Source organism: Lancefieldella sp., assembly GCF_057237245.1.
Window position 1 is genome coordinate 84,156 of the sequence record NZ_DBHHJM010000006.1, and the last position, 11,640, is coordinate 95,795.

Genomic DNA, 11,640 nt, shown 5'->3' on the forward strand with positions numbered 1-11,640 from the left:
GGTCGCCTTGAGAGGGGCGAGCGAAAAAGGAGGAATCGTGGGTATTTTCGGATATGCTCTTTGCGTTATGGGAGCAGCAATTTGTATTAGCGTCGTAGCAACGAGTGCCGCTAACAACATGGCTCGTCAGCCAGAGGTTCAGGGTCGTCTCTTCACAGTCTTTATTCTTGGCTGCGCATTCATCGAGGCACTTACCCTGATTGGCTTCGTTGTTACCTTGATGGTTAAGTAAATTACTGTTTGTAACAGCGAAAACGCTACGTTGGAGGAATGCATGAATACGATTTGTAAGGGAGTTAAAAAAGCCAGCACAGTAGGCGCAACTGCTGCTCTACTTGTGGCAATGGCTCCCTCAGTCGCACTTGCTGAAGAGGGTGCAAGTGGTGCCGATATTCTTCTTCCAAAGCCCGCTGAGTTTGTTCCTGCTCTGATTGCGTTTCTGATCATCTTTGCTGTTGTAGCAAAGTTTGTATGGCCTTCCGTTCTACGTATGCTTGACAAGCGTCAAGAGAAGATCCAAGGCGATCTGGACGCTGCAGCAAAGGCTCGCGAGGAAGCCAACAAGGATCGTGAAATCGCAGCAGCTGGTATCGACGCAGCTAAGCAGCAAGCAGACGAGATTGTTTCTGCTGCTAAGCGTGAGGGCGAAGAAGAGCGTGCTCGTATTATCGAGCAGGCAAAGGCAGAAGCTGTCGAGATTATTACTAAGGGTAAGGGCGTTGTAGAGTCTGAGCGTCGTCACGCCATGGCTGAGCTTTCTGATTCCGTTGTTGATCTTGCCGTCGATATTGCCGGAAAGATTATTGGCAACGAGCTTTCAGTAGAGCAGCAGCGTGCTCTTGCCGAAAAGTACCTTGCGGAAGTAGGTACTCCAGATGAGCACTAATAAAGACGATCAAGACAGAAAAGTAGAGGGCTATACCAGGGCACTCCTGGAGGCTGGCCGCGCAGAGGGTCGTGCAACTGCAGACCTTGTACAGGTGCAGCACGCAAAGAAGTTCTCTCCAGAAGTTCTTGAGACTCTTGGTGCTATGCAGGCGAGTGAGGATGTCAACCTTATCAATGATGTTGCCGCTACGTTCCAGGAGCTTCTTGAAGAAGAAGACAAGACACTTACAGTAACGGTAACTACTACAATGCCTCTTGATGATGAGTTACGTGCAAAGGTCACCGAGAAGCTCGAGAAGAACTTCAATACTCAGGTGTATCTTATTGAGCGTGTTAATCCCAAGATTTTGGGCGGCATTGTAGTTGAGGCACGTGATCATCGTTATGATGCATCGGTAAAGACACAGCTCACTCACATTAAGAGTAGGCTCTCTTCAGATCACGTTGAAAGTGAATTGTAATGACTGATAAGACCACTATACAGGAAGGAACGCTGAGCTCAGATGCCGTCATGGCACAGCTTAGAGAGCGCCTTTCTAAGGTCAATTCAACTGTATCCCAGCAAGAGGTATCTGCTGTTATTGAGGTAGCAGACGGTATTGCTCGTGTTGCTGGTCTACGCAGCGCTATGGCAGGCGAGTTGCTGGAGTTCACTAGCTCCGTTACGGGCCACAGCGTATTCGGTCTTGCTCAGAACCTTGATGAAACTTCAGTCGGCGCTGTTTTGTTCGGCGAAGTTTCTGAGATTAAGGAAGGCGACGAGTGCCGTACAACCGGCCGCGTCATGGATATTCCAGCTGGTTTTGACATGCTTGGTCGTGTTGTTAACCCACTGGGCCAGCCTATTGATGGACTTGGCGCTATCCACGCTACACATCGTCGCCCTATTGAGTTCAAGGCTCCTGGCATCATGCAGCGTCAGCCTGTTTGCGAGCCAGTTCAGACTGGACTTCTGGCAATTGACGCTATGGTTCCTGTCGGCCGTGGTCAGCGTGAGTTGATCATTGGTGACCGTAAGACCGGTAAGACCGCTATCGCAATTGACGCAATCGTAAACCAGAAGAACACCGATATGGTTTGTATCTATGTCGCCATCGGTCAGAAGGCGTCTACAGTTGCAAACATCCGCGAGTCTCTTTCCCGCCATGGTGTTCTTGACAAGACCGTCATTGTTGCAGCTACCGCAGCCGATTCTGCTCCAATGCAGTACATTGCCCCTATGGCAGGCGCTGCTATTGGTGAGTTCTTTATGTATAACGATAAGGACGGCAAGCCTGCTGACAAAGACCATCCAGGCGGACACGTTCTTGTTGTTTACGATGACCTCTCTAAGCAGGCAGTTGCATACCGTCAGATGTCACTGACGCTTCATCGTCCACCAGGACGTGAGGCATATCCTGGTGATATTTTCTACCTGCACTCACGCTTGCTGGAGCGTGCATGTAAGCTCTCCGATGAAAACGGAGCAGGTTCTCTTACCGCACTTCCAATTATTGAGACGCAGGAAGGCGACGTTTCTGCATACATTCCTACAAACGTCATTTCCATTACAGACGGCCAGATTTATCTGCAGTCTAATCTCTTCTTCCAGGGCCAGCGCCCAGCAGTCGACGTAGGTATTTCTGTATCCCGCGTTGGTGGCGACGCTCAGGTCAAGGCAATGAAGCAGGTTGCAGGTACACTTCGTCTGGACCTTGCAAGTTATCGTGAGAAGCAGGCATTCTCGCAGTTCGGATCCGACTTGGATGCAACTACGCAGTACCAGCTCAACCACGGTGCTCATATGATGGAGCTTCTCAAGCAGCCACGTTATTCAGCTCTGGACGTAGTAGACCAGATTTGCGCAATTTACGCTGCAAAAGAGAACTTCATTGATGACGTTGATCTTGAGAACGTTGCTCTCTTCCGTGATGGCCTTGCTCAGTACATGAGTGAGTATCACCCACAGCTCCGCAACTCTCTGCGCAACGGAAAGATTTCTGATGAGCAGGCAGAGCGCTTGAGTGATCACATTAAGCACTTCAAGGCTAAGTTCTTGGAAGAGCATCCAAACAAGGTTGTGGATGAGGCAGAAGCTAATTCAGACACACCAGGCTCTTTTGACGCAGTAACCCAGGGTTCATTGCAGGAGTAATTATCAATGGCGAACCTTCACGAAATATCGAGGCGTATGAGCTCCATCAGGAGCACCATGCAGATTACGCGCACGATGTCGATGATTTCGACAGCGCGTGTCCGCAAGGCACTTGATAGGGCCGAGGCTGCTTCGCCATATAAGGAAGCTATTACCCTTATGCTTGCAAATGTAGCAGGCGCTGGCTTTAATCCTAAGAAACAGCCTCTTCTTGCTACACATAAAGTCGAGAAGAACGTGCTGTTCTTAGTCATCGCATCTGACCGTGGCCTTGCAGGCGGATTTAACATCCTGCCTCAACGCGAGGTTGAGCATGAGATGGCACGTCTTAAGGCTAAGGGTGTGTCGTCCGAGATAATTACTTGCGGACGCAAGCCAACTGAGTACTTTACGTATAGAAATATCAAGCCCACCATGTCCTATGTAGGCATTTCCTCTGAGCCTACAGCAGACCAGGCTGATCGTATTGCCTCCTATATCATGGATGGCTATATCAAGGGTAAGATTGATCGTGTCGTAATCAAGTACTGGCATGCAAAGAACCGTGTTGACCAAGAGCAGGTTACAGAGCAACTTCTTCCTATTTCGCGCGATAAACTCACGATTCCTAATAAACCACGTACCGAAGAAGCCCTCTCACAGGTGAAGACGTATAACAAGAGTGAATATCAATTCTCGCCATCTGCTTCTCAGGTACTTGATTCGTTGATGCCCGCTTATATCAAGACGGTCATCTTCCACGCACTTCTTGATTCTGCTGCAGCCGAGCATGGTGCACGCCGTCGTGCAATGCAGTCTGCAACTGATAATGCTGAGAACGTCTTAGGCGCTCTTAGCCGTACGTACAATCGCGAACGCCAGGGCGCAATTACCACTGAGCTCAATGAGATTATCGGTGGTGCTGCAGCATTGGAGGATATGTAATGTCAGATATGCAAGTAGAGACTTCTTCCTTTGAGGAAGCTATTCTCAACAAGCGCAATCAGCACGTTGACGATGGCGTAATCGTTCGCGTAGTTGGACCAGTTGTCGACGTTAAGTTCGACGGACCTGTTCCAAGCATCTATACCGCACTGACGGTAGAGGATGACACGCCTGTTGGTCACGTCAGCACCGTTCTTGAGGTTGAGTCTCAGCTTCCCGGTGGTGTTGTTCGTACCGTCGCTATGTCGTCAACCGATGGTCTTCAGCGTAACCTTCGCGTTAAGGACACCGGCAAGCCAATGATGATGCCAGTAGGCGAGTCTACGCTGGGCCGCGTCTGGAACGTCATGGGTCAGCCAGTCGACGGTGGAGATATTCCTGAAGACGTTGAGTTTTATCCAATTCACCACCCAGCACCTCTCTTCGAAGAGCTCACTACTGAGACAGAGATTTTCGAGACGGGCATCAAGGCAATCGATCTTCTCGAGCCTTATGTTCGAGGCGGAAAGACTGGCCTCTTTGGTGGCGCTGGCGTTGGTAAGACCGTTCTGATTCAGGAGCTTATTAACAACCTGGCTCAGCAGCATGGTGGTACTTCCGTATTCACCGGCGTTGGAGAGCGTACTCGTGAGGGTACCGACCTCTTCCTCGAGATGACTGAGTCCGGCGTTATTAACAAGACCTGCCTAGTCTACGGTCAGATGAACGAGCCACCAGGAGCTCGTATGCGTGTTGCTCTTGCAGGCCTTACTACTGCAGAGTACTTCCGTGATCAGGGCCAGGATGTTCTGTTGTTCATCGACAACATCTTCCGCTTCTCTCAGGCAGGTTCTGAGGTTTCCGCACTTCTTGGTCGTATGCCTTCCGCAGTTGGTTACCAGCCAACCCTGGCTACAGAGATGGGCGAGCTTCAGGAGCGTATTACTTCCACCAAGGAAGGTTCTATTACTTCCGTACAGGCAGTTTACGTCCCTGCAGACGACCTTACTGACCCTGCTCCTGCTACAACCTTTACGCACTTGGATGCAACTACCGTTCTTTCTCGTGCTATTACCGAGCTTGGTATTTACCCAGCAGTTGACCCTCTGGCCAGCTCCAGTTCTGCTCTTGATCCATCCATTGTTGGTTCAGAGCACTACCGCGTTGCTATGGCAGTTCAGGAGACCCTGCAGGAGTACTCCGACCTTCAGGACATCATTGCAATTCTGGGTATGGACGAGCTTTCTGAGGAGCAGCAGCGCACCGTTGCTCGCGCCCGTAAGATTCAGCAGTTCCTCTCTCAGTCATTCCACGTTGCCGAGAAGTTCACTGGTAACCCTGGTGTGTACTGCACCGTTGAGGAGACTGTCCGCTCGTTTGCAGAGATTATTGACGGTAAGTGCGATGACCTTCCTGAGCAGGCATTCCGTTTTGCAGGCACCATCGAAGATGTTCGCGAGCGCGCTGCAAAGATGTCCGCTTCGGATAGCTCACAGAACTAGGATTTCTCATGGCTGAGTTGACTTGTCAGTTTGTCAGACCAGATAAGCTCCTTTACGAAGGAACCGTTGAAAGTCTGATTCTTGCTTCAGCAGATGGAGAGTATGGTGTGTGGCCAGGCCACGCACCAGAAATCATTGCGCTTGGCGATGGTGTTGTAAGACTGCACATGCCTCATCCAGAGAATGAAGAATCTATGACCAAGATAGTGATTTCTGGTGGATACGCAGAAATCGATCCAACAGGAGTCATTATCTTGGCAGATCATGCTCGTCGCGTTGATGACATTGATGCAGATGTTGTGCGCGAGACAAGAGATGACGTCATTGACCAGATGCTTTCTCTTCCAGAAGACGATAATCGTCGTGCCTACTACGAAAAAAAGATAGACTGGTGTAATCTACTTCTGAAGCAAGTGGTTGAGGAGTAAAATTCTCTCACTGTCGTTTTCGGAGGTTTATGGACGTCATAAAAGTAGTAGGTGGCCGTTCTGTCACAGGAGAGGTCACTGTAGAGGGTGCAAAAAACTCTGCCCTTAAATTGATGGCTGCAACCATCATGGCTCCTGGTGTTACTACACTCACTAACGTTCCTAATATTGCAGACGTTCACGTCATGGGCAAGGTGCTCAAGACGTTAGGCGCTCGCATTGAAGTCGTTGGTCTTCACGAGCTCAAAATTGATACCACAGATATTACAAGCTGGGAGACTCCTTACAGTCTTGTTGCACAGATGCGTGCATCAACTGCTGTTTTGGGTCCCCTTATTTCTCGTTTTGGCAAGGCTGTTGTGGCGATGCCAGGCGGTTGTAATATCGGTGCTCGCAAAATTGACATGCACATCCTGGGCCTCGAGGCTTTGGGTGTTGAATTTAAGGTTGAGCACGGCAATATTCACGCAAGCGCTCCTCACGGCATAACCGGCGAGACCGTTTCTCTGGCCTTTGCTTCCGTTGGTGCAACAGAGAACCTGATGATGGCATCAGTTTTTGCCAAGGGTGTAACAGTCATTGATAACGCAGCTCGTGAGCCAGAAATTGTTGACCTGGCTAACATGCTCAACAAAATGGGCGCCAACATTCAGGGTGCTGGATCTCCTGTTATTGAGATTCACGGCGTCACAGAGCTGCATCCTGTTGAGCATGCGGTTGTGGGCGACCGCATTGAAGCTGGTACGTTCCTGGCAATTGGCGCGCTTACTGGTGAGCCTATTACTGTTCACGGTTTTGAGCCAAATCACCTTGGTCTGGTACTTAAAAAGTACGAGCAGATGGGCATTACCATCGAGACTGGAGATAGGTGGGCAAGGGCTTCTCGCCAGCAAGATCTTAAAGCTATCGATATCCAGACGCTGCCATTCCCCGGTTTTCCAACAGACATGCAAGCACAGACCATGACGCTGCTTGCTCTGGCTAAGGGCACCTGCATCATCACGGAAAACGTCTTTGAGAACCGCTTTATGTTGGCATCCGAGCTTTCTCGCATGGGAGCAGACATCACCATCGAGGGCCATCACGCTATTGTTCGCGGCGTCTCCGGCTTTGAAGGCGCGCAGGTCAAGTCACCAGATCTTCGTGGTGGCGCCGCGCTTGTTATGGCTGGTCTTGTGGCCGAGGGAGAAACAATCGTTTCTGCCATCCATCACATTGACCGCGGTTACGAGGGATTTGTCGAGAAACTCGTCACGCTGGGAGCAGATGCTCAGCGCACTACCATTCCAGACGACGACTTTATCGAAGGATAGTTTGTGTCAACTAAACCAAAGCATGCAAAACTGCTCGACAACGGGGCCTCACAGGACGCTTCGGTTGACGCTGCACAAAATACTGCTACGGGAAGCACTCAAGGCACTGCGCCAAGCGCTGCAACCAATACGTCGCAGAACGCTGCAGTTAGCAACTCTCCTTTTAGCCGCACGCAGGCAGAGGGCTACCACAAGCGTCGTAAGCGTGTCTTCAGAAAGCAGATGGTAGTCAGGTCGCTTCTGGGCGTCTTTGCTGCTGTTTTTGTTGCCGCTGTGGTGGGCGCAGGTATCTGGTATGCAAGCGTTCAAGCGCAGCTCAATAACTCGCAGGTCATTACTGCTGAGCTTCGTCAGACGCTTCAGGAGCCTTCTGCACCAAGCGACCCCTATTATATGCTGCTTCTAGGAACCGACGGCCGACCTGGCGAGACTGAATATCGTGCGGATTCCATTATTTTGGCGCGCGTTGACCCTATTCATAAGCGTGTGACCATGCTTTCTATTCCACGAGATACCCGTGTTTTGTGGAAGGGTTCTTACATGAAGATTAACGCCGTCCACTACTATGACGGTGCAAATGGCATGGTACAAGCTGTAAATGAACTGTGCGGCGTACATATTGCTCACTATGCAGAGGTCAACTTTGATGGTCTCGCAGGCATTACCGATGCTCTTGGTGGCGTAACCGTAAACGTTGAGCAGTACATGCGCGATACAGAGAACTTCAGCGACGTTGTTGAACTGTACCCTGGTGTGCAGAAACTGAACGGCGCTCAGGCACTCTTCTTTACTCGTGTTCGCTACGCTTTTGCAGACAGCGATTACACCCGCATGCGCCATCAGAGAACCTTCATCAAGGCTATGATTGCTCAGATTCTGAACACAGGAGACCCTGTAGCCATTGCAAATACTGTCAATTCAACGGCAAGCATGGTTATTACCGATCTATCTGTCTCAGACATTATTTCTTTGGGCACTCAGATGATTGGCATGAACACTGACAAGGATATTTATACGGCATACGTACCATCCGAGGGAACAGAAATTGACGGTCAGTCGTATGTCATCGCAGATGAAGATGCGCTTGCAAAGATGATGAAAGTAATTGATGCAGGAGACGATCCGTCTAGTTTAAACGGACAAACAGATGCCGAGGCAAATGCTGAGGCTGCCGAGAAAAGCTCAGAAGAGTCCTCAGAATCTTCAAACAGCTCTTCTCGCCAGTAAAACTAAGCGCCGTTTTTGGGTATCATTCAAGTGTTAGAAATATTTTCGTTGCGTAGCGCAACTGATTTTGCATGAAAAAGACTGTCAAGCAGTCGTCGGAGGAGAGTTATGGCCAACGATAACGTACAAAACGAGCACACACTGACAAAAGCCGGCGAGGACTATCTCGAGGCAATTTATCGCATTGCACTTGAGCAGCCAGATGACGATAAGAGCGTCCGCTCCGTTGATATTGCCGAGAGCCTTGATGTTTCCAAGGCAAGCGTCAACAAGGCTCTATCTCAGCTTAAAGAGCAGGACATGGTTGAGCAGAGCCGTTATGGTCGTGTCACGCTGACCAAAGAAGGCGAGGCAAACGCCCGTACCACATGGCGTGCTCACCGTGCGCTTCGCACCTTCCTTGAGGAGGACTTGGGTGTAGACACAGAGACTGCAGATGCAGAGGCTTGCCTTATGGAGCACTCACTTTCTGTAGACACGCTGGCTAAGCTCATTGAATTCCTTGAGAAGCGTGGAATTGAGATTCCAAGCAAGTAACGTAACCTGGCGCTTATGCAAGCTAGGTACGTATAAAAGCGCCTGTCATTTGAGTTTATCGGCGGCAAAACCGTCATTCTTACAAGCGCACGTTAGGTGTGCAGAGTCAACAGGGCTCATAGGTGAAAGGTAAACACATGAAGGCAATTATCCCAGCAGCAGGTCTAGGTACGCGTTTTCTACCTGCAACAAAGGTAACCCCTAAAGAGCTGTTGCCTGTTTTGGATAAGCCCGTCATCCAGTACGTAGTAGAAGAGGCTCTTGAGCCAGAAGAGGTTGATGAGGTAATCATCATCAATTCTCGCGAGAAGCCACAGATTGAAACCTACTTTGCTGAAGACCAGAAGTTTGAGGCGGACCTTTCTTCTCGTGGAAAGCAAGACCTTGCCGAGAAGGTCCATGCAGCTTCTGCACTTCCTGTTTCCTTTACCTATCAGGACAATCCTCGTGGCCTTGGTCATGCCGTACTTTGCGCTGCAGACGGCGTAGGCGACCAGCCATTCTTTGTACTTCTCGGCGATTACTTTGTTCCAGATCGTCAGATGTGCATCCGCATGGCAGAGATTTCCAAGCAGCACAACGGCGCATCCGTCATTGCAGTTGCTCCAGTTCCTGCAGATCAGGTGAATCGCTACGGTATTATCGCAGGCGAGTGCATCTCTTCTCCTTCAGGCAACTCTGAGGGTGAGGGTGCTATTTGGAAGGTAACAGGCCTTGTCGAGAAGCCCCGTCCAGAGGACGCACCTTCTCACCTGTTTATTGTTGGTCGTTACCTGCTTTCTCCAAAGATTATGGAGCTCTTGGCAACTCAGGGTCCTGGCGCCGGCAACGAGATTCAGCTGACAGATGCAATGGAGCGCCTGCTTGCTGAGGAAGAGATGTATGCGCTGGTAATCGACGCGGAAGAGGGCTGCGATACCGGTACTCCTGCAGCTTGGGCAGCAACTAATGCTCGTATGGCACTCTCTGATCAGAGCTCTGCAGCAGCATTTAAAGAGGCGCTCGGCAGCTATGCCAACCGCATTGGATAAAAGACCCGACATACTCCGTTTTGGCAGCGATGGCTGGCAAGCCCGCTATGATAAAGGCTTTACCAGGGATAATGTAGTTAGACTTGCAGAGGCCCTTGGTACCGTCTGGTCAGAGGAGCTGCCTGGCGGTATTGTGTTTGTCGGCTTTGACACACGCTTTGAAGCAGATTCGTCTGCTCTTGAAGCCGCTGCAACATTGGCTTCCTTTGGTTTAGACGTGCGTGTGTCCGAGACTTTTTGCCCAACTCCATCTGTTTGCTGGGCCTGTGCACATCACAAAGATGTAGCTGGTGGCCTCATTATTTCTGCAACTGAGCTTTCCTGCGAATATTGCGGCATGATTATTCGCGCTGCTAATGGAGGCCCTGTTTCTCGCGATTTTCTCCAGCGCGTGGAATCCGCAACGCCGCTTGAGCCAACAGATCAGCGTGGAACTTTTACCACAATAGATATTGTGACGCCTTATAAAAGTGCGCTGCTTAATCAGATTAATGTGTCTGTTATTAAAGAGCTACGCCCGAGCGTGGTAGTTGACCCTATGTATGGTGCAGCAACAGACCTGCTTGCTGACGTACTTTCCGCAGCTGGATGTGTTGTACACCAGATGCACCAAGGTCCTGTCAGGGATTTTGGTGGCATTCACCCACAACCAGCGGACCCTTGGGCTGATGAGTGCTCTTCGATGGTGGTAAGCCGCCATGCACAGCTGGGCCTTTTGCTTGATTGTGACGGAGACCGCGCTGCTGCCGTAGATGAAACCGGCCGACTCCTTAGCCCACACGAGCTTATTCCGCTTATCACACGCCATCTTGTACAAAATAGAAAGCAAACCGGCCGCGTTGTTTCTACACTGACCTGTTCTGCAACGGTATCCAGGCAGGCAGCTCATCTTGGACTAGAGTCTGCAAGCGTGCCTGTTGGATTTGCTCGACTTTATTCAGAGATTGAGCAAGGAGACGTCCTTCTCGCCGCAGAGGAGTACGGCGGTATTTGCATTCCAAGTCACCTGTTGGAGCGAGACGGCCTGCTTGTGGCCCTGCTTGTTGTCGAAATGCTAGCGTATACCCATAAATCGCTTGCACAGCTTGTCTCTGAGGACGAGGCTGAACTGGGTCGCATGTGTTATAGCAGGCGAGGAGTGCGACTTGATGCTGCAGCTACTCAGGCGTTCAGAAACATCCTTCCAGGTCTCAATCCAGAAAACGTTGCAGGTAAAGTTCCTGTTTCGGTAAGCCATGCCGATGGCCTTAAGCTTCAGTTTAAAGACGATTCTTGGGTGCTCATTCGTCCTTCTCGTATGGATGCGCTGGTACGCGTGTATTCTGAGGCCGCTAACGAGACACTTCGCGATCAACTTCTTGATGCAGCTTGTCAGATTGTAAAAGACGAAATTTAGCCTCATTAAGACGCGTAAAAGTGCGGCAAGACAACGTAATAACGCGCGTCAAGACAACGTAAAAAGATAATAAAGACATCGTAAAAATGACAACACTATATATAGTTGAAAAATAAAGTGATACTACGAGACGACAAAGGGAATTTAGTGCCCAATATACGCATTAGTTCACTAAAGACTACGAATTGTGTAGAAATTATGGAGGAATTAAGAAGATACAAAATCATCTTCACAAACGAGTCGTAAGTGCGTATAGTTATTCCCCGCGCCGCGCACCACGC

General features: G+C 50.1%; 12 protein-coding genes. All 12 read left to right on the forward strand.

Going from position 1 to position 11,640, the window contains the following annotated elements:
- Nucleotides 1-37 precede the first annotated feature (37 nt).
- The 12 genes from ACO5GU_RS05790 to ACO5GU_RS05845 all read left to right on the forward strand — a co-directional run bounded on the left by ACO5GU_RS05790 (nucleotide 38) and on the right by ACO5GU_RS05845 (nucleotide 11,359).
- Nucleotides 38-232, forward strand: coding sequence for an ATP synthase subunit c family protein (locus ACO5GU_RS05790; RefSeq protein ID WP_035427217.1), 195 nt, complete (start codon nucleotides 38-40; stop codon nucleotides 230-232).
- Nucleotides 233-274: 42 nt separating this feature from the next.
- Nucleotides 275-886, forward strand: coding sequence for a F0F1 ATP synthase subunit B (gene atpF / locus ACO5GU_RS05795; protein ID WP_035427219.1), 612 nt, complete (start codon nucleotides 275-277; stop codon nucleotides 884-886).
- On the forward strand, nucleotides 876-1,349 hold the full coding sequence (gene atpH, locus ACO5GU_RS05800) for an ATP synthase F1 subunit delta (protein ID WP_035427221.1): 474 nt from the start codon (nucleotides 876-878) through the stop codon (nucleotides 1,347-1,349). Before atpF ends, atpH begins: the two co-directional genes overlap by 11 nt.
- A complete protein-coding gene (gene atpA, locus ACO5GU_RS05805) occupies nucleotides 1,349-3,022 on the forward strand; it encodes a F0F1 ATP synthase subunit alpha (RefSeq protein WP_035427223.1) in 1,674 nt (557 codons plus the stop codon). The genes atpH and atpA overlap by 1 nt, the downstream gene beginning before the upstream one ends.
- Nucleotides 3,023-3,028: 6 nt before the next feature.
- Nucleotides 3,029-3,946 carry an ATP synthase F1 subunit gamma gene (gene atpG / locus ACO5GU_RS05810; RefSeq protein WP_035427225.1) on the forward strand — a complete coding sequence of 306 codons (918 nt, stop codon included), beginning with the start codon at nucleotides 3,029-3,031 and terminating at the stop codon, nucleotides 3,944-3,946.
- Nucleotides 3,946-5,427, forward strand: coding sequence for a F0F1 ATP synthase subunit beta (gene atpD, locus ACO5GU_RS05815; protein ID WP_187468904.1), 1,482 nt, complete (start codon nucleotides 3,946-3,948; stop codon nucleotides 5,425-5,427). The genes atpG and atpD overlap by 1 nt, the downstream gene beginning before the upstream one ends.
- An 8-nt stretch (nucleotides 5,428-5,435) precedes the next feature.
- Nucleotides 5,436-5,855, forward strand: a complete 420-nt coding sequence (atpC, locus tag ACO5GU_RS05820) for an ATP synthase F1 subunit epsilon (protein WP_035427227.1) — start codon at nucleotides 5,436-5,438, stop codon at nucleotides 5,853-5,855.
- A 29-nt stretch (nucleotides 5,856-5,884) separates the two neighbouring features.
- On the forward strand, nucleotides 5,885-7,168 hold the full coding sequence (gene murA, locus ACO5GU_RS05825) for a UDP-N-acetylglucosamine 1-carboxyvinyltransferase (protein WP_484930403.1): 1,284 nt from the start codon (nucleotides 5,885-5,887) through the stop codon (nucleotides 7,166-7,168).
- A 3-nt stretch (nucleotides 7,169-7,171) separates the two neighbouring features.
- A complete protein-coding gene (locus tag ACO5GU_RS05830) occupies nucleotides 7,172-8,395 on the forward strand; it encodes an LCP family protein (RefSeq protein WP_484808352.1) in 1,224 nt (407 codons plus the stop codon).
- 108 nt (nucleotides 8,396-8,503) lie between these two features.
- Nucleotides 8,504-8,932: a metal-dependent transcriptional regulator gene (locus ACO5GU_RS05835; protein ID WP_313996260.1), complete on the forward strand. Its 429-nt coding sequence runs from the start codon at nucleotides 8,504-8,506 to the stop codon at nucleotides 8,930-8,932.
- A 137-nt stretch (nucleotides 8,933-9,069) separates the two neighbouring features.
- On the forward strand, nucleotides 9,070-9,963 hold the full coding sequence (locus tag ACO5GU_RS05840; RefSeq protein ID WP_484884743.1) for a UTP--glucose-1-phosphate uridylyltransferase: 894 nt from the start codon (nucleotides 9,070-9,072) through the stop codon (nucleotides 9,961-9,963).
- Nucleotides 9,944-11,359: a phosphohexomutase domain-containing protein gene (locus ACO5GU_RS05845; protein ID WP_484930404.1), complete on the forward strand. Its 1,416-nt coding sequence runs from the start codon at nucleotides 9,944-9,946 to the stop codon at nucleotides 11,357-11,359. Before ACO5GU_RS05840 ends, ACO5GU_RS05845 begins: the two co-directional genes overlap by 20 nt.
- Nucleotides 11,360-11,640: the final 281 nt, after the last annotated feature.

What these genes read in the sequence shown, in the direction of transcription:
- atpF (WP_035427219.1), top strand. Translation starts at nt 275, where the DNA reads ATGAATACGATTTGTAAGGGAGTTAAAAAAGCCAGCACAGTAGGCGCA.
- atpH (WP_035427221.1), top strand. Translation starts at nt 876, where the DNA reads ATGAGCACTAATAAAGACGATCAAGACAGAAAAGTAGAGGGCTATACC.
- atpA (WP_035427223.1), top strand. Translation starts at nt 1,349, where the DNA reads ATGACTGATAAGACCACTATACAGGAAGGAACGCTGAGCTCAGATGCC.
- atpG (WP_035427225.1), top strand. Translation starts at nt 3,029, where the DNA reads ATGGCGAACCTTCACGAAATATCGAGGCGTATGAGCTCCATCAGGAGC.
- atpD (WP_187468904.1), top strand. Translation starts at nt 3,946, where the DNA reads ATGTCAGATATGCAAGTAGAGACTTCTTCCTTTGAGGAAGCTATTCTC.
- atpC (WP_035427227.1), top strand. Translation starts at nt 5,436, where the DNA reads ATGGCTGAGTTGACTTGTCAGTTTGTCAGACCAGATAAGCTCCTTTAC.
- murA (WP_484930403.1), top strand. Translation starts at nt 5,885, where the DNA reads ATGGACGTCATAAAAGTAGTAGGTGGCCGTTCTGTCACAGGAGAGGTC.
- ACO5GU_RS05835 (WP_313996260.1), top strand. Translation starts at nt 8,504, where the DNA reads ATGGCCAACGATAACGTACAAAACGAGCACACACTGACAAAAGCCGGC.
- ACO5GU_RS05840 (WP_484884743.1), top strand. Translation starts at nt 9,070, where the DNA reads ATGAAGGCAATTATCCCAGCAGCAGGTCTAGGTACGCGTTTTCTACCT.
- ACO5GU_RS05845 (WP_484930404.1), top strand. Translation starts at nt 9,944, where the DNA reads ATGCCAACCGCATTGGATAAAAGACCCGACATACTCCGTTTTGGCAGC.